This is a genomic window from Vibrio sp. YT-17, assembly GCF_033337375.1.
Classification (GTDB): Bacteria; Pseudomonadota; Gammaproteobacteria; order Enterobacterales; family Vibrionaceae; genus Vibrio; species Vibrio alginolyticus.
The window spans coordinates 1-21,830 of sequence record NZ_JAWOQP010000031.1 but is presented as its reverse complement, the minus strand read 5'-3'; the positions used below and the strand labels follow the sequence as shown (position 1 = coordinate 21,830).

Below are 21,830 nucleotides of genomic sequence, written 5' to 3'. Positions count from 1 at the left end.
CTTATTAATTAAACGTTATCGTTCTAGGGACGTAACCTTTTGCTTTGAAGGTATTATCACTCCCCTTTTCTTGGCGTTCAGAACGGTTATATTTCACTTCGATTTGTGCTGCTTCCTCTAACACTTTTTGCATCTTATTGCTGTCAACTGGTGTCTTTCCTCCGTGGGCTGTCACATCAACAGTGGTAAAGTTTGCGTCCAGCCAATCAGCCCACTTGATCGCTTTTTTCATCAAGTCAGCACGATAAATTTGATTATATTTTGGCGTCCTTGAATGGTAATTTGCCGCTCTAGTCCAAAGGTCGCCTGAGTCTTTTAGGATATGGCCGCGAAGTCGCCATGCAGCGAGGTCGAAAGGGTAGCAGCCGGACGCTGCTACATGATCTGCGGTAATTCCATACTTTTTAAGATCGCGTAGGTAGGCAGTATTAAACTGCATAAAACCAACGTCATGCGTACCGTTTGAGTTTTTAACCCACTGTCCTGGTTTACCTGATTCTTTTTCGGCCACAGCCAAAACAATGTTGGCAGGTACTTCATATTTAACAGCGGCAGAAATAGAGCACACAACGCGCTCTTGTTCTAATGGGGGCATATCTGCAATAAACGGTAGCATGACGATTTTCCTTACCAATAGTAGGTTGGCCCAGCCAACTCGTTTTCTATGTAAACCTCAGCGAATCGCTCAGTTCTAGTGCAACCTTTCGGGTTTCGATAACCGTCTCTATCACGGTAACAACGGGTCCCTTGGATGTATTGGTCTGGAACATGATCCCAGCTCACGCATTCGTCATGGTCACGACGAGAACGCCACCTTGTGCAAACTCGGTGTGCTGGAACGAACGCAGCGTAACCATGTTTTGATGACATGTGGCTACCGCTTCCCGATGGTGGGTTGACGGCACATGATGTAAAGCTTGGTAGTGGAGGTTTGAATTTTTTAATGCGTTTCTTCAATGCTTTTTTTGCATCCCCACACCCACTAGGAAAGCCTGTAGGAAGACATAGCCAAATTGCACATTCATCTTGTGAAGCTGCTTGAGCGGGTGCATTAAAGGTAAGAGCAACAGTAAAGAGGCCAAGCCCAACCAGTAGTTTTCCCGCTTGTTTTTTTGCCTTTATCATCTTTAATTTCTCCTTGTTAAGCTGATTTGTTTTTGTTTACGAAGCTAGCCACTTCGGCTTTACGTTCTTGTTGGCGCTCTTGCGCATAAGAAACATATTCGCCCACATCAAACGTGTTTCGGTCTGGATTGCTTTCTTGCCAATCGGCATGTGATTGGCGCGCCTTGTCCTGGTCCTCGCTTGAGAGTGCATCGAAGCCGCCTGTTTGGTTGATCCAACCACTATCACCGCCACTTAGGCTGTTATTGTCGAAGGAGGGGGATTCTCCACTATCTGAACTATCGTTATTCTCGTTACTATTGGAGTCGCTACCCTGCCCCTGTGCTTTAATAGCAGCAGCAACTTTGCCACCTGCGGTGTCGCTGACGCGCTGCATAGCTTTTGATTTCACGTTGTCTGCTTTAGCTTTGGCAACTGAACCGATGCCTTTCGCCAGGTTTGCGCCTGTGTCGGCTGCTATGCGACCAGCTTTGCTTGCACCAGCCATGAAACCGCCCGCTTTAGCTGCACTGCTTGAGCCAGTGTCGCCATTGCTAGAGCTATCAGAGCTGCTTGAGCCAGTGTCGCCATTGCTAGAGCTATCAGAGCTGCTTGAGCCAGTGTCACCATTGCTAGAGCTATCAGAGCTGCTTGAGCCAGTGTCACCACCGCCAGAGCTATCAGAACTTGAGAAACCTGCCGCTTCCGAGAAAGGTGTGTCACCATTGCCAGCCTCGCCACCTCCTGCGCTGCTTTCAGACCCGCCTCCGCTCATGGCGTTACTTAAACTAGACATAACATCTGTGCCATTTGATACGTTTTCGTTAGCTTTGCTGAACGCGGCCATAAGTGCTTGAGCGCCACCCGCCATATTGGAAGCTGCTGCCCCCATAGCTGCACCACCAGTTGCGGCAGCGGCCATTGCCATACCAGCTGCGCCCAAAGCTGCACCTGCACCCATGTTCCCAATACCAGCACCACCGACACTTGCACCTGTAATGACTCCCGCTATGAGTGCAGGAACTTTATTTGTCAGGACTAGAAGAATGACAGCAACAATTAGCATCACCCCCATTTCTTTGAGGCTAATACCTTCACTCATGGCTAAGTAATAATCATCGAGGAACGTTTTACCAATACCCACGATAAACACCATAGACATTAATTGAGCGCCAACACCTAATACGGTTTTGTAGTAGTTAATCGCCATATCAGAGGTCCAGCGGGAACCGCCAAAACCTAAGAAGAACACACCGCCATACGCCAATATCCAACCAGAGCAAAGCAGTAACAGCATATTGACGCCAATTAACGCCAAGATAACGAGAATGACGGCCCCTATCGCTAACCCTGCAAATGAATCGGCGGGGGACCAGACAGATGATTGATCTACAACTTTCATGAATATTTCAAAGCCGATATCAACGATTCCAGAAGGGGATAAACCCATACCTAAACCAGTAGCGTTCCCCGCTAACTTTCGTAAGGAGTCATATATATCTGATGCGAAATTAGGACCGTTTTGGAGTAGCCACCAAAAGAAGCCTGTAAACACAGTGAATCGGATAAATTCAGCAAAAAATTCACCTAACCCTGCTTGGCGTATAGCCATAAGGCCGAACGTCCATACCAGCGAAATAACAGCTAAGGTCCAAAATAGCCAAGTTGCGGCGTCTACAATAATAGAGGCCCAAGAGGATGCGGCAGATGCGTAGCGATTAAGTACATTATCGAGTAAGCCTGCATTGTCGATAGCTGCATGAGCTGGGGCGGCAATCAAAAGCGCCAACCAGACGATAACAGGCAGAGCGAATTTTAGACTGGCTGGCAGTTTCATATTAATTCCTTACCATTCGTTTTTAGGGCTAGGTTTAAATTCACCGTCACGAGGGTTGCTACGGCGTAGACACTTGGTTGCAAACTCTTTCTGTGTCTCTTGGTTCTCAATTTTTTTGATGTTGCCGATTGAACAATTAATATCATTCACTTCCGGCATCGGTTCATCACCACATCCGGTTAATAGGGCCGTCAATATGACGGCTCCTATTGCTTGTAATTTCTTAGATTTCATCATCATCCTTACCATGAACGCGCTGGACTATCTCTGTAGCTGCCTTTTCGCAGTTGTTCAGATGCGGCTTGCTGCTGCGCTTCTCTATCTGCTACAACCTGCATACGTGTTGCTACGGCGTTCTGCTGAGCAATCAGTAATCCACGGATTTGTAGTAGTTGGTTGCTTTGGTTACTAGCTAGTTGGTTGGCGTAACTAATGGCTTCTAGCTGGCCTTGTGCCCCTTGTGCTGATGACTGGAGGCGTTGCAGCTGTCTAGCATCGGCCTTGATATTGTCCTGCTGCTTTTCTAAACCCTTAAACAAAGCGTCATTAGCTTTTTTTTGAGATTCAGACGCCAAGCGACGATTTTCATTCATTGCTGTCCACTCAGCATCACTACAGCCAGCACTAGAGAAGCAAGGAGAGCTGCGGTAATACGCAACGTCTTGGAACTTACCAAGATAACGATCTAGGCTGCCAAGTTGGTTTTGGTAGTATTCAAGCGTGTTCGTTGCTTGTACTAAGCTATTAATCGTTGATTGCGCTTGGTCCCAGATATAAGCAGCTGGGGCCATTGTGTTTTGCAGCATGTTTTCGTACTGCTGGAGCTGTGTTTGATACTGCTGAATCTGTTTAGCTGTTTGAGCTACCGATTCCATTGCTGACATGACATTTTGAACCAAGTTGCCACCGTCAATTACAGGGATACCTGCTTGTGCTGGTTGTGTTATTAGAGAGCCTACTGAACCTGTTGCCATTGCAAAAACCAGTGCAACTTTAGCGGCTAAAATATTTCCTTTTGCTTTCATTTCGCTATCTCCTGACGTTAGTAATCAAATGAGCTATATGGCTTAGAAAAAGTCATGTCTTTAGTGACAATGACGTTAAAGCGATAACCTGGGCGAATTTCCAAAGTCGGGGCGATGTTCATGTTTTTTCTGATCATCTCAACTGCTACTTGTCCTAGCTGTTGGCCTAGTGCTTCACTCAGTGCGTCACTAGCACGTTGACGGTCGCTGCCTTCGCTGCTGTTGTCGTTGTCTTGGCTCAACGTGATACCTGCTGTGATACCCGACATTAAGAAGGCCGAACCAAAGATGCGTAGATAGTGGTTGTTTACTTGGTCGTGGAAACCTGAATAACCAGCTGAATCCGCACCTGGCATTGAGCCAATATCCATAGCTTTACCATCGGGGAAGATAATTCGTTGCCAAGCAACTAAGACACGCTCTTGTCCGTAAGCTACATCACTGGAGTAAGAACCAATGAGGCGCGAACCTTGCGGAATCAGTAAATGGCTACCTGTCGCGGTATCAGATACGTTCTGTGACACTTGAGCCATAATTTGGCCTGGAAGGTCTGAATTGATACCAGAAATAAGCGTTGCAGGAATCACAAAGCCAGCTCTCAATTCGAAAGGTGAACGAGGTGCTTGCATTTGAGAATTAAGTTGCCAACGGTCCCCACCATCACTGTCAAATTGCCCGTACCCGCTGCCACCATCTTGAGCAGAGGTTTGCATGAGCATTGGTGCGCTGTTCGATGAACGGCCACCGCCCCCACCCTTACCAGTCATATTCTGGATTTGGGCTAATCGTTGTTGGTAAACCGCGTTAGGGTCAGTGCTGCGGTTCGCTGTTAGTTGACTACGAACACGCGCAATTTCTGCGAGCATTTCTTGACGAGTTTCAGGGCGATGGCTTGGAGCTGGAGTTGAGCTTCCGCTTCGCGGTGCTACAGCTTGTACGCCAGTTCTGGCGCTCACAGCTTCTTGTAACATTTGAAGCTTAGCCATACGAATACGCTGAGCTTCATCATCCATTTCAGGACTGTTCAACGTTGGGTTTTGTGGCGGCATTGGAGGCAAGTCTGGATTTGCAGGACGAGCCACCGTTACTGCTTCTGCTGCGGGTTTATCTTCTGGTTCTTGAATGGCTTCATCCAAATTAGGAACAGAAGGAGGCAAAGCAGCGGGAATAAAACCATCCTCTTGAGTGCCTGCAATTTCATCGGCAAACATTGATGTATTGCCCGCTAACTCTTTCGGTCCATCTGCGGGTGCATTTTGTTGCTCCGAGCGGTCTGCGGCTACTAGCATCATTACCAATAGGAATGAACCAAGCACACCACCTAGAATCATCATTGGACGGTTGTTAACACGGCGAACACCAGTCTTTTTAGACATATCACCAGGTGAAGCGTCAGGAGACATTTGATCGTTTTTATCGCTCATATCGAATTACTCCTTACGGACCCAATAGCCCACAGGAACAACAGTGCCGTTTTCTTGGGCGTAGGGACGAGTGATTGACTCATTGCCTACCATTACAGTTACACGGTACATGTTTGTGCCAGAGAACTGATCAAACACGTAATAGATAGGCAATCCAAAACCTTGCTGAACTGGCGGCTTAGTTTTTACTTCTGGCGCTGATTCATTAGGTCGAGAATTTGTTTGTTGTGCCGCTTTCGCGGATTCTGGATCAAACTCCAAGAGGGCGTAGCCTTTGTCTCGTAGACCTCGAACTAACGCAGAACCAAAAGCGTCAGGAGTCGCCTGTTTGATCTCAAAGCGAGTTTTAGCAGGTGGATACAATGAGGTGATTTGCTCAATAGTATCGTTTGCTATTTTTTGTTGATTTAATCCAGCTGGGTTTTCAACAAAGTTGCCGTAAGGGGTGTGCGATGCACACCCAACCAGTGCTAGGGAAAAAATCGCAGTGGCAAGTAGTTTACGCATGATTATTTGCCCCCTTTAGTAATGGTGATTTTGTCCTGGCGGCTACCAACACCAGAGATAAGAATTGCCTTTTTAAACACCGTATCAACGATGTAGCGATCACCTTGAACGCGATAGTTAACCATTTCAGTTTCAGGGTCGCTAAACCACCCGCCGTCATTTCGAACGACTAATAGAGTTGGTGCGTCTGCTTGCTGCATGGCTTTTGGCATTTGAATGATGGTCTTTTGGCCGTCATTGAATACACGGACAGGTTTCCAAGCTGCCGAGCCAGAAACTTGATAATCAAAAGACAAATCGCCTAGATATTCGCGTGTAGAAGGAATCGTATTATCTTCACGATGTTGACGTTCGCGGGTACGAACCGTTTCCCATTTAGCTAAAGCATCTTCGGGATATGTGAAAGACACTTGAGGCATGTATTCTTTGCGGTGTGAACGCAAGCGAATGTGATAAACACGGCGGTCTGTAGTGACGACTAAACTTGTTTCTAAGCCCACATCGAGCGGTTTAATGATCAAGTGTTGTGTTTCTGCTGACCCTGTACCGGAGATTGCTGGCTCTACATTCCAACGAGCGGTATCGCCCAATTGAATTGAGTTGACGTATTCACCAGGTTGTAAGGCAATGTCACAAACTTGTAGAACAGCACATACAACACTTGGAGATTGCGCCCCAAATACGAACTGTATTGAGCCGTTGCGGCCAGAGAACGGACGAATACCGCCATTACTATTACCCGCTTGCCATTTTTTAGCGATAGACAAGGCTTGACGTTCTTGTTGCGTTAATGTTGGGTTATTGTTTGAAAAAAACTTATCTTCTAGCCCGTTCGCATTGGCGATGTTTGCTAGAGAAGGCACTAACAGCGCAGTGCCAAGAATTACAGCTGATAATTGCTTGTTCATAGGTTTAAGCCTCGTAATCATTGAAGGCGTGACCAAGAGAAGTCACGAACGTAAATACCCAGGGGGTTATTGCGCATCTGTTCTTCTGTGGTCTGCGTTGAAGTATCTGCGGTGTAAACGGTAACTAATGCACGCATTAAAGCGGGTTCACCTTGCTTGACACCTTGGCGGTCACGTACTGTTTCCACCCAATCGACTTGCCACGTTGACGGTGTTTGCGGCATGACTGATTTAACATCAATACTTACCATCACCTTCGCGGCGCGTTTGAATGGACTTGAATCCGCGCTACCGTTTAGCCATTCATTCATTTTTATTGTTGCTGAATCCTTTGGTGATAAGTGGGCGTAAACACCAAAAACAGCTTTACGTTGCAAAGCTACGTCTGGAGACACTAAACGAGCGTTTTCAATGAATTTTGAAACCGTTGCGCCCATAACTCGCGGGTCAGCAGTAGATGAAGCGGTGACTGGTCCTGCGGCCTGAGATTGGCCTAGTTTGTCTACTTCAACGACATAGGGGATAAACTTTGATTGACTGCCAATGTTAATCACGCCCCCAACAGCGGCCAGCGCAATTAATAGGGATAAAATCCCCACAACTTGCCAGGTCTGCTTTGATGAAACCACCGAACCCACATGTTCGTTCCAAGTACGACGAGCTGTTAGGTAAGGGTTTTCAGTTTCTTCTTGGCGTTTAACTTGTTTTGTCTCTTTTTCAGCAGTTTCAGGTTCAGATTGATAACCTGGTGCGGGCTTTTTGAATACCAACCCTTTTAGTTTTTCGGATAAGCTCATTACGCCGCCTCCAAGTAGTTGTTAATGTTTATGCCTCGGCTTGACAGCCATTCATCAACCCATTCATCACCATACTTGGCTTCAAGTTGTTTGATGATTGCAATAGATTCCTTGTCGGAAGCACCCACAAACGACAATGCAAGTGGGCCAAGAGCTAAGTCATATAGACGGCGGCCATTTTCCGAAACATAGTAGTATTGACGTTTAGGAACTGCGGTCGCCAAAATCTCAATTTGGCGGCTATTAAGTCCCATTCGACGATAGAGAGCCGCTGTATCTTCATCACGCGCATACACGTTAGGAAGGAATATTTTGGTTGCAGTTGATTCGACAATAACGTCTAGGATTCCTGAGTTGGCCGCATCGGAAAGACTTTGTGTTGCCATAAGAACCAGACAATTCGCTTTACGAAGAACTTTGAGCCATTCGCGGATTTTTTCTCGGAAAGCAGGATGACCAAGCATTAGCCATGCTTCATCGAGAATGATTACAGACGGTTGGCCTTTAAGGCTGCACTCAATACGACGGAACAAGTAAAGCAATACAGGTAAGGCAAATTTCTCACCCAAGTTCATCAGTTCTTCGATTTCAAATGTTGTGAAATCAGTTAATGACAATCCATCTTCCTCGGAGTCCAATAGATGACCCATAGCACCATCTACCGTGTATTGGCGCATTGCTTCACGAATAGTTTCGTCCTGAATTGTCAGTGAAAACTCAGACAATGTTCGAGCGCCGCTGTCGTGCATACTTTGAATTGCGTTGCCAATCTCGTTGCGTTGAGCTGGAGTTGTAATAACCCCATTTAACGCCAAGATGGTATCAATCCACTCCATCGCCCATGCGCGATCTGATTTTGACTCTAGGAATTGCAGAGGACAGAACGCTAGACGGTCATCGTCTGCGCCAACAGCGAAATGCAGCCCTTTAACAGCCTTAGTTAATGGGTACATAGACATACCCTTATCGAAGGCGTAAATAGACATTCCTTTGTATCGACGTAGTTGAGCAGCAATCAATGCCAAGTGTGTTGACTTACCTGCGCCAGTTGGACCAAACATAAACGTATGACCCAAATCGCGAACGTGTAGGTTTAACCTAAACGGAGTAGAACCACTTGTTACACAGTGCATTAGAGCTGGTGACAATGGTGGATACATTGGACATGGGGCCTTTGCTGAACCAGTCCAGATAGTGCTAGTCGGAAGCAGGTCAGCCAGATTCATAGTGTTAATCAATGGACGACGAACGTTTTCTACTCCGTGGCCTGGTAGGCTTCCCAAGTAAGCATCTAAAGTGTTGATTGTTTCAGTTCGAGCGGCGAACCCAAGGCGGTTTACTGACTTTTCTACTTGGCGCGCTGACTGTTCTAGTCGGTCGCGGTTTTCGTCCATGAGAACCACTACGCTTGTGTAATATCCCGCAGCCACTAACCCGCTATTGATTTCAGCAATTGCGGCCTCTGCATCTTGGACCATTGATAGTGCGTCTTGGTCTACAGTACCGTTATTAGTGTTAAAGACTTGATCAAAGAAACCCCTAATCTTCTGACGCCATTTTTTACGGAACTTGTCTAAATGTTTTAGTGACTCGTGTTGGTCCATAAAAATGAATCGTGATGACCAACGGTATTCAACAGGTAATTCAGCAAGTGCAGAAAGTATTCCTGGGTGTGACTCCATAGGAAAACCTTCAATTGCTACAACCTGAACAAACTTGCGCCCCACTTTGGGAACCACCCCGCCCCACATTTCTTGCCCGCCTAGATACGCATCCATGTACATCGGATTGCTAGGCAACACGACTGGATGTGTAAGGCCAGTAATGCAGAACTGTAACCAACCCAAAAAGTCATCGTGAGTGATAGTTGTTCCATCTTCATTAGCAACTTTGTTGCCTCGCAAACGAGTTAGTTTAACTGCGCTTGATAGGCGGTTTTCAATTGCGGTAATTTCGCGCTTGAATTGATGAATTAAGCCCTTTGTTCGTTCTTTTTTACCAACAATTTCAGCATCATCATCAAACATAAGTTCAACAAACTTACGCTGAGCTAATACTGGTGGGAACCAGGTTAGAGTGATAACAAAATACCCCTCATACATGGTCCCCAACCCTTCGAAAAGTTGGCGGCGTTCTTCATCAATAGCAGCTGAAATTTTGTCTGGAAACGCAGAAACATTACGCTCTGAATAGTTTGGTGATGGACGGCGAACCGCATCAACATGAACCATCCAGCCACTACCCAGGCCCGAAAGGGCCTGGTTTATACGGAAGGAAACCATTTCGCGTTGTGCTTCGGTACTGCTTGCGTTGTCTTCTCCCTTGTAAATCCATGACGCCATAAATGCGCCGTTTTTACATACCACTACACCATCATCGACAACGGCTGCGTAGTTAAGCAAATCGGCCAATCCTGCGTCTTTGGAACGATGCTTTTTCAACTTCAATTCAGCATCAACCGCACGAATACGGGAAAATAGGATTAGTAACAACAAAGCACCGAAGCCAGCAATGGCGAATGAAATAGCTTGAATCATCATTTGTATTGCTTCCCTTGGCTTGATGTATTTTCACGGAAGGGCGTACTACGCGCTGGGTAGTAAGCTTTGTATATGCGGTGTCTCAGATACACATGGCGCAATTTAGGATCTGACTTAGCCATGAGTCGGCACACAAAAAGTGCGCCGAACCAAAGACAAACACCGAACACTGTTGCCCTGATTTCTTGAGCACTAAAAATTAGTGCCGCAGCGAGCAATCCTGAGAACATCACAAGCTCACGATCCCCGCCCATGAACAAGTTCTCTCGGTTGCCAGCTCTACGAATGGGGATCGTGCGCAAAGCCATAATTAAGCCGCCTGTACACCGTCAACAACACGAGAAACCGCACCGCCAACTTGGTTAATAACAGCATCGCTAAGTGCAGCAATTTCAGCACCACGACCAAAGAACGTAGACATCATGTTTTGCGCACCAACAAGCATCGCCATAACCAATACAAGGAAAATCAGTGTGCGGAAGAAGGCATTTAGTTCACCACCAAAGATCAAAATACCGCCAGCTACAACGATACCAATCATTGAAAGAGCGAATGCCACAGGGCCAGTAACAGAGTTACGAAGGTTAGTTAGCCAGCTTTCGTAAGGAAGTGAACCGCCAGTGCCTTCTGATGCCATTGCAGGTTGCAGCGCCATTGCTAAGAACATCAACGCAAAAAAGCCCAGGTAGAACATTGAAGTGCGGTCGAATCGGATTTTTGATAGAGAGAATTGCATTTGTATAACTCCTAGATAGTTTTGTTTGATAAAGTTGTGGTCAGGTATTGACCGTCTTGATAACCGGACACTTCGATAATTTCTTCGACGGCCCTAGTGTTGGTTTTCTTGTTTTTGGCGATATACACCAACGCATGAACCGCCTCGCCTATAAACGGTTCAATTGGGTCTGGTTTTTTAGGGTGCATTGATATAAGGAACTTAAACCTCCCAAGGCCACTAGAAGGACCTTTGTTTGCGTGTATCGTGGCAACGCCACCTGGATGACCTGTATTCCAAGCCATTAACAAATCGAGAGCTTCTGGACCACGTACCTCACCGACTAGAATTCGGTCAGGGCGCATCCTTAATGCGGTTTTTAGTAAGCTGGTCATATCGACCGTTTCGGAGGTGCGATACTGAACATAGTTCTTTGCAGCGCACTGAATCTCGCTGGTATCTTCAATGATGATGAAGCGGTCATTAGGGAATTGTTCAACGGTTTCGCGGATAATAGCGTTTGCCAGAGTGGTTTTACCGGAACCGGTTCCCCCCACGACAAGAATGTTTTTCTTTTGTGAAATGATATTCACCAAAGCATCTTTTTGAGCTTCGCTCATAATTCCGCTTTCAACATACTGGTCCAGAGTGAAGATGCTCACTGCCTTTTTACGTATGGCAAATGATGGACCCTGCCCGACAGCTACAGTTTCTAGTTGTCCTGCAAAGCGAGAACCATCTAAAGGAAATTCAGCCTCTAGTTTTGGAGTGTATGCAGTAACTTCTTTGCCGTGAAAGCCTGCTACGGTTTCGATAATAGCTCGGCCTTGAGCTGGTCTAAGTGTTGCTATGCACTGCATATCCTCACCTAGCTTTTCTACCCACACGGTGCCGTCTGGATTAAGCATCAACTCAACGGTTTTTGGATCATTAAAGATTGCTAGTAGTTCAGGACCCATATCCCTTTCTAGCTTCCTTTTTGCTCTGTCTTTTACTGAGCCTGTAGGTTCTTTAGGTTGCATTCAATTGCCCTTACCTTCGTTATATTGCGGTAAATCCGTTTCTTGGAGCATACGATATACCGAAATTAACGCATGTGCAACTAAACACAACAAAAGAATTTAAAGAAATTTACTTTTTGCCTTGCGATTGAGACGTCACGCGACCGCTATCACGTTTTGATTGGTAGATAACCTTTTTTAAAACAAGGGTAAAACTAGAGTGAGTAGCAAGAAGGAGGTTTTATTTGAAAGGATGCTAAATTTAGCAGCTAAAATTTAGCCGCTAAAATATTAGTATTAGGATGGAAATTATTTGCTAGAGGAATTGAGCTGACGGAGCTTTATTCTGGTTTCTTCGCCCCATTTCTTAACCTGGAATGCTTTGTGCTCAGGTAAGATAACAGAAACCCTTTCGTAGCCAGGAGGAAGGCTACTTGCTACTTTACAACCTGCTAAAGCTTCGAGAGATTCTTTATTAAGGTCTGTAGATTCCAATAGAAGTGGTAACGGCGTTTCAAGAGCTGTCGCTATCGCTTCTAGTACCTTCAATGAAGGATTTGCATTCCCCGCTGTTAAATCAGATAAGAACGATATAGATACGCCTGATCGCTCTGCTAATTCTGATTTAGTCATGTGCCGTTCATCTAAGATTTTTAGCACATTGGTAAAAAAAATGTAGTTGTACACCAACTGCCCCTCTTTAGGCCAATTTTAGCCGCTAAATTTTTTGACTCAACATTAAAGTATAGCTATACTCCTTTTCGTAATAACGAAAGGATACTCTACCATGAGTTACAATTAATTTCAGTTTATCGAACATCTTACCCGCGATACGAACTTTATTCCTAGTGAAAATAATAGTGGTCGTGCTGTTTTTGATCTAGCCGTCACAAGTATTTGCAGAAAAAGATGAAAACCGAAAGGAAGAAATGACTCATTCCCGTATTAACTTATTTGAAGTTATCGCTTTGTTTTTAATACGGGAAACCTAGTACAGCCTTGATTTTAAAAGCAATACTATTGAGTATTTGAACACTAAGACCCAAAGAGGTCAATAAGGTTTATGACCCCTCGGAGATTCGAGGATCATTATCGGAGGGCTTAAAATGGCATCAAAGGATGAGCAGGAATATACCAAAAAGCTAATTCAAGGCGGTATAGAACCAGTACGAGCAGCAGAAATTGCAAGTAAAACCGTTTATCATAGTAAAGAGTCAAAACGCCAGGAAGTAATCGAACCAACTGGAGGAACGATCAGTTTACCTGGTATCCCTGAATCATCTCCCCTGCCGTTACATGCCAAAACCTCCACAAACAGCAAGGCAATATCCATGACCGAATCCAAAAAAACTGGGCGAAATAAAGATGCTACCAAAGCCCTAGCTGAAAAGGTTAACGAGGCAAAGAAAACTGCGCTGCTTCAACATACCAAGCAGGAAATGAAGGACGCCCAACTATCGCTATTTGATATTGCTCCTTGGGGCGACAACATGAGGGCGCTACCTAACGATTATGCCCGCTCGGCCCTTTTTACGGTTAGAAATAAACGTGTTGCAAGAAAGGCACTGCAAAACGAGCCGATTTATAGCATTGGTGATACGAAAATAACATTTACAGGCGTTGAACTAAGAGCTGAGGACGACGAGCTAATCTGGCAACAGGTTATGGAATACTCTAAACGTTCTCCGCTTGGGGAGCCTATCTCATTTACGTTCTACGAGCTGTGTAAGGATGTAGGGTGGTCTATCAATGGCCGTTATTACAAAAAGGCCGAGGAATGTCTGTCTCGTTTGCAGGCGTCAGCAATGCAGTTTGAGTCAAATAGAATAGGCCGTCTTGAATCATTGTCTCTAATCAGCCGCTTTAGAGTGTTGGACCGAGGAAAAAAAACCTCTCGATGCCAAGTTATGATTGATGAAGAAATGGTAGTTCTCTTTGCTGGTGATCATTATTCCCGTTTCATTTGGGACAAGTACAGAAAGCTATCACCAATAGCACGCAGAATGTTTGATTACTTTTCCACGCACAAGGAGCCATTTCCGATCAAGTTGGAGAATTTCCGATTAATGTGCGGTTCTGAATCTACTAGGCCAAAGAAATGGCGTGAGCAAGTGAGTTCAGCATGTGAAGAACTTAGCGAAAGCGATCTTGTTAGCCATGCTTGGGTAGCGGAAGGAAAGCTTTTCTGTAGAAGAACTCCTGCTAAAGATGAAAGCTAGTGTGAATAACAGCGGGAAAAAGTGAGTCACGTTGACACTTGAGGGGCGTTTATTGACATTTGAGGGGCAAATCACATGGCGCTGTATTGACACTTGAGGGGCTTTTCACGTTCAGCCCCTTTTCTTGGCGTTCTAACCTAGCTTTAGCTTATCTTTTGCCCTATTTATCCACACTTTTTAACGAATTTCTGTGGATAACCCTGATTTTATATTGACATTTGAGGGGCGCAACTATTGACACTTGAGGGGCGCAACTATTGACACTTGAGGGGCCAACTATTGACACTTGAGGGGCCAACTATTGACATTTGAGGGGCCAAGCATTCCCCGCTTTCCTTTAAAAAACAAAACATTATAGTCGATTTCCTCACCCTCTAACCTCTCTTAACCTCTTTATAAACCATAAATATAACCAAATTTATAACCTGGCCTTACGGCCCCCGAAGGGGGACACCCCCTTCTCAATCCCTCCCGGACGCAAGCGTCCTCCCATCCCCCAGGGGCAAGCCCCTCGGACGCAAGCGTCCTTCACCCCTAGGGACGTGCTCTTACGCTGCGCTATGCCCAAAGGGGCAAGCCCCTCTGGACTCCCATTTGTCTACTCCTGCAAATGCTATAAGAACTCAGATCCCTAGAAAATCTGTACTCGCTTGAAGTATGTAAGGTTTTAACGCCAAGAAGAAGGGCGGAAATTTCCGAGTCCATAAACAGCCCCTCAAGTGTCAATAAAGCCCCGTGGTTACTGGCTTTGACGATTATCTGACCGCTTCATCAATAGCTATTCACAAAAAACTCACTGAAAAAGATACGGTTACTCCAAGAAGGGAGCTGATATTGAGATCTAATAAGCCCCTCAAATGTCAACAAAGCCCCGTGGTTACTGGCTTTGACGATTATCTGACCGCTTCATCAATAGCTATTCACAAAAAACTTACTAAAAAAGATACGGTTACTCCAAGAAAGGAGCTGAATTGAGATCTAATAAGCCCCTCAAATGTCAACAAAGCCCCGTAATTACTGGCGTTAAAGGCAATATGCAACTTGACAAGATAGGGCAAAATGCCCTATTATATATTCGAAGGCCGGACATATCGTCAAGGTCAAAACCGGAGAATTTCCGATGACAATTTACACATACACTTCTGATCTAACTCGCCCTCTTTGCCCTACTTGTGGGAACCCTGTTCCTCAAGATACTGACACACCTGATACCCCTTGGAATGGCACTTGTTCAGCTGGTCATTCATTCACATTCCAGCTGGAAGACGATGTGATTTATGTTTACGACGATGAAGGAACGCTAGATAGTGCGAACGTTGCTGAATTTGGCTGTGAAGTTGAAGCAGCCCTAAGTGTCATTGATAGCCTAATCGAGTGGACTAAAAAAGATGCTCATAATCACTATGACAGCAGCGATATTGAAGCACATTTGACTGAGCTTAATACGCTAAAGTTGGACGTTAAGAGTCTTGCTGTCGAGGTTTCAGAGCCTATTTGGTACCAAACTAACCTTGGATTTACCTTTGGCGTTAAATAAATAACCTTAAAGTGGCCAGTATAGTTATTTATGACTATGCTGGCCGCAGCGGTATAGTCATAAATATCTATACTCGATTGGATGGTGATATATTTTTCAATAAGTTATGTTTTTTTTGTTGACTGGATAGGGCAAAATGCCCTATTATATATCGTGAAGGCCGGACATGTCGTCAAGGTCAAAACCGGAGAGTTTCCGATGAATGTTACAGTTAAAGAGTTTCGCAATTCAGTTGATCACCTTTTTAGAATGGTAAATGTTGATTACCATTCCTGCGTAGGCCATCAAGAGGTTGGCTACTGGATCGAGCGAACAGAGAGAGTCCTAGCTACGGTTCGTGTGCTTGAATGTAAAAGGGCTAAACCAGTGGACCGTGAAGAACACGCCAAAAGCCTAGAATCAGCTGAGCGTCGCTTGGTTCAAGCGAAAGAAAAAAAGCAGTTGCTTGAAGCAAGGATAAAACCATCAAAAGCAAGCCTAACACTTTGTATTAATTAACAAAAAAGCCCGACAAAAGTCGGGTTTTTTTTTATTTATTGCTTGACCAGATAGGGCAAAATGCCCTATTATGTATTTCGAAGGCCGGACATATCGTCAAGGTCAAAACCGGAGAATTTCCGATGAATGCTACTACTGAAATCACACCTATTGTTGCAACTAAGGTTGCGCTGTCAGACCGTCTAAATTTCTACCCTACTTTCTTTGGATCTCGTTTCATGATGCGAGGAGAAGCCTATGTCATGGGTTATCTTGGGAAGTTTTCAGACGAGTATAACGGTGGATATTGGGACTTCTACACCCTATCAAACGGCGGCTATTACATGGCTCCAAGTTTGGATACCACTCTTTTCCTTGAAATATCTGGCAACTGGTTTTCAGGTGAAATGACCGATGATGCTGCTGGCATTGTGGCAACCTTGTTCGCTCTTGGTCAATTGGCCGGAGAATGCGAGGGAACAGCACTAGGGGATAGGTTTATAACGCTTTACCACTTGCTGAGAGACTTTGCCAAGGAGCATAAAGAGTCATCCCTTATTCTCCGCGCTATCGACTAATAAAGTGTGCCCTGGTGATTGCCAGGGCAATTTTGCAGGTTGTAATTATGATGTATGAAAACAACGAACGTGAAGAAAGCGCAGCTAAACTTGCAGCGAGTATGCCAGCTGGCCGTGATGACTTGCTTAGTTTGGCTCTCAAAGTAGTAGATGAAATACATAGTTCTGTTTTGGCGTCCGATAATACCTTGGCTAAGAAAGCAATAGATAAATATCAAGCTGTTATTTGGAAGCTCAACGGCGGTCGTTTTTTTGGTTGTGCTAATGGCGATGACTCGCCAGCGGCTATTGTCGAGGATTTTTGTTGCGCGAAATCTGGTGATGTTCCTAAATGGGGGCAATCAGGTAAATTCGTAGTGATTGTGGATGCGATTCGGGTTCTTGTAGAGTTTGGTAGTTTGGGGAGCTGGGGAAATACTCATTTCGAATTCAAACCAGTAGATTTGGATTCATGGTTTATTTCACCTACTGGTTATCGTTCGCATATTGGTGAATTGTCCCTTGGGTTAACTGTCGATGAAGCCGCGAAAGCAATTCTATCTGATTACCTAAAGGATAAACGCCACGATATCAAACCAGAATACAGAGATATTTTGGCGAAAGAGACGGTCCCTAACTTTCTCGATGCGCTAACCCCCTCTCCTAGACGTTCTCCGGCAAATGTAGACGTTCCAGAAGGGTTTGTGTTGGTTGATGTGGTATTGCCTTCACAAAAGGCATACATCGCTAAAAAGTGGGCTAAAGAGGCCCAAAATAAACTAAGTAGAATAAAGCGAGAATGTGATCCATCAGAAACAGCTCCGGTTCGTTCTAAACCTCGAAAAATGGTACAGGAACTTAAAAACGTAACTCCAGGACGGGAACAATTCGTGCGTGGACAGCGTTGCCAAGTAATAAGTGTCCATCATCCTGTTTTTGAAAATGATATAGGTAAGTTTGTAATTATAACGGATGTAAGTTCTTCTTCTTCTCAGGTTTGGGCGTATGACGACAAACCTGAAACTTTTCGGATCAACCGAAAAGGTAATCGAGTGATTGAACATGATCCCAAAGCGGTGCAGTCGATTTATTCTTTTAAACAATTGCGTCTAGCATCAGATACGGAGTGAATAGTAATGGTTGATGTGAATATTAGGCTTGAATGCCTGCGCCCTGCTGAAAAGTGGGCGCGTCCGACAGGTGAAGAAATCAGAGAGGTTTTGCGTTTAGCTGAGCTTACTGGTAGCCAGGCAGCAAAACAGTTGGGTTTGGGGCCTAGTGGACAAAGAACGGTTCGTCGTTGGACTGGAGAAGAATCAAATATTCCATACTCGGCTTGGGGGCAACTTTGTGAGTTGGCTGGGTTAGGAATTATTTGGAGAGAGAAGTAGCAGACAAATAGTATTTTAGCCGCTAAAATGGTTTTCGATTTATCGAAAATATAGCTTGACTGTATAGGGCAATATGTCCTATTGTACTGTTGAGGCCGGACAAACCGTCAAGGTCAGAAACCGAGAAATGTCGATGACGATAAATACAATGGCGTTGGATTAAGTTTGAATGGAAACGCCTCGGCGTTAACCGAGGCGCTTGGTCCGGCGCTGTCACACCGAACCTAATGCTCGTTAGGGTGTGGTCCCAAATAGTGAGCAATAGATAATTGGAGCATGGATAGCGTAGAGGGTCAAGAAAATGTCAAACATAGTGAAATTTCCCAAAGTGGGGCCGACTGGTTCCAACTCCCCGCCTGAACAATCAGCTAAAAAAGTGTCAGATACTAAGCCGCAGAAACCCGCGAATAAGGGCCGTTTCTTTGCGGCTATTGTTCGTTGGGTTTGGATTGCAACGGTTTTGGTTTGGCCCGTTCTCAAATGGATAGTGTCTATCAATGTGTTTTTTCAAGCGATTCGAGCTTTTTATCATTGGGACAATCCAGAAGTTCATGCTGGATGGGTGTTCGTGGGGCATTTTCTTGTGCTTACCCTGCTTACTTACTTTGTTTCGATATATAAGCCGAAAGGCATGTAATTTTAGCCGCTAAAATGTTGACCCAAAAATAAAGTTTAGCTATACTCTTTTTTGTTCGGCGGCTGTCACCGCCAAATTTTTACAATTAGGGTGTGGGGTTTGTATGGGTGCAATCCATGAAAAAAAGGCTAACAGAGTCTCAATTTCAGGCTGCAATCAAGGGTTTGGAAGTGGGGCCTCAAACAATCCAGATAGCGCATGGAGTCTTAGTCGAGGGGAAACCTCAGACGGAGTTTGTGACGTTATTGCAAGTAACAAAAGGGGCGGTATCTCAAGCCGTCAAGAGAGTATGGGAAGCTCACACGGCCCTAACGCCGGAAGGATACGAGCGAATAACGGCAATACTGCCGGAACATCAAGCGTTCATAGTCAAAAAATGGGCCGAGGACGCGGAAAAGAAACGGGGAAACAAAAAATGAAAACAACGGTCGTAGCGAACCAAAAAGGCGGGGTAGGTAAAACCTCAACTGTCGTGCATCTTGCTTTCGATTTTCAAGAGCGCGGAAAAAAGGTCGCTGTGATCGACCTTGATACTCAAGGTAATGTTTCTTACACGCTGAAAAACTTCCGTGTTGAAGGAGCTGCCGCAAGTAGCTTTTTTAAAGGCGGCCCTATCAATGTTACCAACGTTAATGACACGGGAATTTATCTGTTTGAGTCTGATTCCGCTTTGGCGAACATGGAAACTATGTCATTGGCTAACGCTGGTCAGAGCCTAAAAAATGGTTTGGCGTTCTTGGAATCTCAAGGGTTTGATATTTGTTTGATTGATACCGCTCCTTCTCTTGGCGTATCAATGGCCGCTGCACTCTTTGCAAGCGACTATGTAATATCCCCTATTGAGCCAGAAGTATATTCTATTCAGGGTATTAAAAAAATGAACGCTGTTATCTCTAACATGCGTAAAGCAAACCCTGCCCTTTCATTTTTGGGGATGTTTCCGAGTAAGGTGGATGGACGCAAGCCACGCCACCGCCGCAACCTAGAAGCCCTCCAAAAAGCTTTTCCACAACTAATGATCCCGCAGACTATTGGACAACGCGACAGCATTGCCGAGGCATGTGCAATTGGTATTCCTGTTTGGGATATAAAAAAATCTGCTGCTAGAGTTGCAGCGAAAGAAGTTAGAGCCTTGGCTGAATACGTGTTTAATAAGATGGAGATTGCAGCATGACCGCAAATAATAATGATATGACAGGCTTGGGCCTTGATGAAATTGGCGACCTATCTGGTCTGCTCAACGAGCCTGAATCTAATAATGGCGGTTCTGGTCCTTTGATGTTGCCTTTGGATCTTATTGATGAAGATCCAAATCAACCACGCACAGCTGATAACCCTGGATTTAGCAAAGAGAGCTTGGGAGAGCTGGCTGCTACGATTAGTCATCGGGGCGTTAAGACTCCTATTTCAGTTCGTGAGAATCTTGAAAAGCCAGGGCGTTATATTATTAACCACGGTGCTCGACGTACCAGAGCATCCAAGATAGCAGGAAAGGATGTTATTCCAGGCTTTATTGATAATGATTACAACGAAGCTGATCAAGTTATCGAGAACCTACAGCGTAATGACCTAACGGCCCGCGAGATTGCTGATTTCATTGGTCGTGAATTGGCTAAGGGCGTCAAGAAAGGTGAAATAGCCGAAACTCTAGGTAAATCCCCTGCTTTTGTTAGTCAGCATGTGACTTTGTTGGACCTTCCAGAGCCTATAGCGGCTGCGTTTAACTCTGGTCGCGCAAATGATGTAACGGTGATAAATGAGCTTGTCAAAGCCCACAAGAATAACCCTGACGAGGTTTCAGCTTGGCTTGATGATGAAGATCAGGAAATTACCCGTCCAGCTGTAAAGCTACTGCGTGAATATTTGGACGACAAACGCCAACATGATGATGATGATGATGATGATGAGTCTGCTTTTACTGGAGAGGGGGAGGAAGAAGCCAACGAAGAACAGGACGAACCTGGCAATAACAGCCCCAAACCACCTAAAGAAGTTGACCCTAACAAATTGAAAAAGGCGATTGTTATGGTTGTACATGATAGCCGCTCTGCTCGATTGGTCCTAGACCGCCGCCCTTCTTCTGATGGATTGGCTTGGTTGAAGTATGAAGATGACGGCCACGAGTTCGAGACTGATTTGGGGGATGTTCAGCTTATGTCCTTGATTGAGGGATAAGTTACATCGTCACTCAATTTATCACCCCTACACTACCCCGCTAACCAAGCGGGGTTTTTTTTTGCCTGGTCGTTAAATAATCTTGTGTATGTAGTATGTTGTAGTATACTACAACATACTACATACAATCAGGACGTTACACTATGGCAATCACTCAAGAAAAAATCTGGAAAATCGCTGATGAACTTGATGCAGCTGGCAAAAAGCCGACTCTTGCTGCTATTAGGAAAGAGCTGAATGGTGGCAGTTATACAACAATCAGCGAGGCTATGAAGGAGTGGCGGGCAAAGCAAGCCAATGATGCTGTGGTTAGCAAAGAACCTGCCCCTGAGATCGTCCTAGAACGGTTGTCAGAAGTCGGCGGCGAGGTTTGGGCCTTGGCTCTGGAAAAGGCTAATGATCGCTTTTCTAGCGACCGTGAAGCCTTAGAGCTGGAAAAACAAGATATGGAGGCATCTTGGCATGAAGCTACAGATCTTGCAGACCAGTTAACGTCTGATTTGGAAGAATCCAAAACTGTTGTTGCGAATCAGTTGCAGCAGTTACAAGAGCTACAGGAACAGAAGGAACAACTCCAAGCTCAAGTTTTATTGAGTAATGAAAGGGCTGTTACCGCAGAAACCAGCTGTAAAGAAATGCAGCTTAGACTTCAAGATTTGCGAAGTGAGTTGAGCCAAGCTCATGAAGATGCAAAAGCAAGCCGAAATGCTTTGAGTGTCAGTCAGAATGAGCTAAAGGACGCATTAAATAGCCATAAACAAGAGTTGTCGAAGTTGGCCCAAGAACACAAACAAGAGTTGGCTCAACAGTCTAAGGCTCACCAGGACGAACTCGATAGAGTTGAAGAAGTGCATAGCTCTCAGTTGAGCCAGTTGGCCGAAGAACACAAACAAGAGTTAGCCCAACAGTCTAAGGCTCACCAGGACGAACTCGATAGAGTTGAAGAAGTGCATAGCTCTCAGCTGAGCCAGTTGGCCGA

At 45.2% G+C, this 21,830-nt stretch carries 25 protein-coding genes; 11 read left to right on the top strand and 14 right to left on the bottom strand.

What is annotated here, in order from left to right:
• Window positions 1-4 precede the first annotated feature (4 nt).
• The 14 genes from R7F67_RS21495 to R7F67_RS21430 form a co-directional block, all read right to left on the bottom strand.
• Window positions 5-616 carry a transglycosylase SLT domain-containing protein gene (locus tag R7F67_RS21495; protein ID WP_318057345.1) on the bottom strand — a complete coding sequence of 204 codons (612 nt, stop codon included), beginning with the start codon at window positions 614-616 and terminating at the stop codon, window positions 5-7.
• Between the two features lie 11 nt (window positions 617-627).
• Complete coding sequence (locus R7F67_RS21490) at window positions 628-1,125, bottom strand: conjugal transfer protein TraL (RefSeq protein ID WP_318057344.1); 498 nt, start codon at window positions 1,123-1,125, stop codon at window positions 628-630.
• A gap of 16 nt (window positions 1,126-1,141) precedes the next feature.
• Window positions 1,142-2,941 (bottom strand): P-type conjugative transfer protein TrbL, encoded by a 1,800-nt coding sequence (trbL, locus tag R7F67_RS21485; RefSeq protein ID WP_318057343.1) that lies wholly within the window; start codon window positions 2,939-2,941, stop codon window positions 1,142-1,144.
• A gap of 9 nt (window positions 2,942-2,950) precedes the next feature.
• Window positions 2,951-3,175, bottom strand: a complete 225-nt coding sequence (gene trbK, locus R7F67_RS21480; protein WP_318057342.1) for an entry exclusion lipoprotein TrbK — start codon at window positions 3,173-3,175, stop codon at window positions 2,951-2,953.
• 8 nt (window positions 3,176-3,183) lie between these two features.
• Window positions 3,184-3,966 (bottom strand): P-type conjugative transfer protein TrbJ, encoded by a 783-nt coding sequence (trbJ, locus tag R7F67_RS21475; protein WP_140110052.1) that lies wholly within the window; start codon window positions 3,964-3,966, stop codon window positions 3,184-3,186.
• A gap of 17 nt (window positions 3,967-3,983) precedes the next feature.
• Window positions 3,984-5,390, bottom strand: a complete 1,407-nt coding sequence (locus tag R7F67_RS21470) for a TrbI/VirB10 family protein (RefSeq protein WP_140110053.1) — start codon at window positions 5,388-5,390, stop codon at window positions 3,984-3,986.
• A gap of 6 nt (window positions 5,391-5,396) precedes the next feature.
• Complete coding sequence (locus tag R7F67_RS21465) at window positions 5,397-5,897, bottom strand: conjugal transfer protein TrbH (RefSeq protein ID WP_140110054.1); 501 nt, start codon at window positions 5,895-5,897, stop codon at window positions 5,397-5,399.
• Window positions 5,898-5,899: 2 nt separating this feature from the next.
• Window positions 5,900-6,805: a P-type conjugative transfer protein TrbG gene (gene trbG / locus R7F67_RS21460; RefSeq protein ID WP_140110055.1), complete on the bottom strand. Its 906-nt coding sequence runs from the start codon at window positions 6,803-6,805 to the stop codon at window positions 5,900-5,902.
• A gap of 17 nt (window positions 6,806-6,822) precedes the next feature.
• The gene (locus tag R7F67_RS21455; RefSeq protein ID WP_140110056.1) at window positions 6,823-7,602 is read right to left on the bottom strand and encodes a conjugal transfer protein TrbF; all 780 of its coding nucleotides are present in this window, start codon (window positions 7,600-7,602) and stop codon (window positions 6,823-6,825) included.
• On the bottom strand, window positions 7,602-10,142 hold the full coding sequence (locus tag R7F67_RS21450; RefSeq protein ID WP_318057341.1) for a VirB4 family type IV secretion/conjugal transfer ATPase: 2,541 nt from the start codon (window positions 10,140-10,142) through the stop codon (window positions 7,602-7,604). The genes R7F67_RS21455 and R7F67_RS21450 overlap by 1 nt, the downstream gene beginning before the upstream one ends.
• Complete coding sequence (locus R7F67_RS21445; protein ID WP_140110057.1) at window positions 10,139-10,450, bottom strand: conjugal transfer protein TrbD; 312 nt, start codon at window positions 10,448-10,450, stop codon at window positions 10,139-10,141. Before R7F67_RS21445 ends, R7F67_RS21450 begins: the two co-directional genes overlap by 4 nt.
• Before the next feature lie 2 nt (window positions 10,451-10,452).
• The gene (gene trbC / locus R7F67_RS21440; RefSeq protein WP_140110058.1) at window positions 10,453-10,878 is read right to left on the bottom strand and encodes a conjugal transfer system pilin TrbC; all 426 of its coding nucleotides are present in this window, start codon (window positions 10,876-10,878) and stop codon (window positions 10,453-10,455) included.
• An 11-nt stretch (window positions 10,879-10,889) separates the two neighbouring features.
• Window positions 10,890-11,879, bottom strand: coding sequence for a P-type conjugative transfer ATPase TrbB (gene trbB, locus R7F67_RS21435; protein WP_140110059.1), 990 nt, complete (start codon window positions 11,877-11,879; stop codon window positions 10,890-10,892).
• A gap of 288 nt (window positions 11,880-12,167) precedes the next feature.
• On the bottom strand, window positions 12,168-12,545 hold the full coding sequence (locus R7F67_RS21430; protein WP_140110060.1) for a transcriptional regulator: 378 nt from the start codon (window positions 12,543-12,545) through the stop codon (window positions 12,168-12,170).
• 419 nt (window positions 12,546-12,964) lie between these two features.
• Here R7F67_RS21430 and trfA point away from each other — a divergent pair, with 419 nt between their 5' ends.
• From trfA to R7F67_RS21375, 11 genes are all read left to right on the top strand, one after another.
• Complete coding sequence (gene trfA, locus R7F67_RS21425; protein ID WP_318057340.1) at window positions 12,965-14,077, top strand: plasmid replication initiator TrfA; 1,113 nt, start codon at window positions 12,965-12,967, stop codon at window positions 14,075-14,077.
• Between the two features lie 1,120 nt (window positions 14,078-15,197).
• On the top strand, window positions 15,198-15,614 hold the full coding sequence (locus R7F67_RS21420; protein WP_318057339.1) for a hypothetical protein: 417 nt from the start codon (window positions 15,198-15,200) through the stop codon (window positions 15,612-15,614).
• A gap of 198 nt (window positions 15,615-15,812) precedes the next feature.
• The gene (locus R7F67_RS21415) at window positions 15,813-16,112 is read left to right on the top strand and encodes a hypothetical protein (protein WP_140110016.1); all 300 of its coding nucleotides are present in this window, start codon (window positions 15,813-15,815) and stop codon (window positions 16,110-16,112) included.
• Between the two features lie 122 nt (window positions 16,113-16,234).
• Entirely contained in the window at window positions 16,235-16,669 is a 435-nt protein-coding gene (locus tag R7F67_RS21410; protein ID WP_140110017.1) for an antirestriction protein, read from the top strand.
• Between the two features lie 47 nt (window positions 16,670-16,716).
• A complete protein-coding gene (locus R7F67_RS21405) occupies window positions 16,717-17,778 on the top strand; it encodes a klcB (RefSeq protein ID WP_318057338.1) in 1,062 nt (353 codons plus the stop codon).
• Between the two features lie 6 nt (window positions 17,779-17,784).
• Complete coding sequence (locus R7F67_RS21400; protein ID WP_140110019.1) at window positions 17,785-18,039, top strand: transcriptional regulator; 255 nt, start codon at window positions 17,785-17,787, stop codon at window positions 18,037-18,039.
• 301 nt (window positions 18,040-18,340) lie between these two features.
• Window positions 18,341-18,676: a KleE stable inheritance protein gene (kleE, locus tag R7F67_RS21395; RefSeq protein WP_140110020.1), complete on the top strand. Its 336-nt coding sequence runs from the start codon at window positions 18,341-18,343 to the stop codon at window positions 18,674-18,676.
• Window positions 18,677-18,792: 116 nt separating this feature from the next.
• On the top strand, window positions 18,793-19,095 hold the full coding sequence (locus R7F67_RS21390; protein WP_140110021.1) for a transcriptional regulator KorA: 303 nt from the start codon (window positions 18,793-18,795) through the stop codon (window positions 19,093-19,095).
• On the top strand, window positions 19,053-19,850 hold the full coding sequence (locus R7F67_RS21385) for a ParA family protein (RefSeq protein WP_318057337.1): 798 nt from the start codon (window positions 19,053-19,055) through the stop codon (window positions 19,848-19,850). The genes R7F67_RS21390 and R7F67_RS21385 overlap by 43 nt, the downstream gene beginning before the upstream one ends.
• Window positions 19,847-20,851: a ParB/RepB/Spo0J family partition protein gene (locus tag R7F67_RS21380; RefSeq protein WP_318057336.1), complete on the top strand. Its 1,005-nt coding sequence runs from the start codon at window positions 19,847-19,849 to the stop codon at window positions 20,849-20,851. Before R7F67_RS21385 ends, R7F67_RS21380 begins: the two co-directional genes overlap by 4 nt.
• A gap of 143 nt (window positions 20,852-20,994) precedes the next feature.
• The coding region (locus R7F67_RS21375) for a DNA-binding protein (protein ID WP_318057335.1) at window positions 20,995-21,830 on the top strand (836 nt) is incomplete at its 3' end.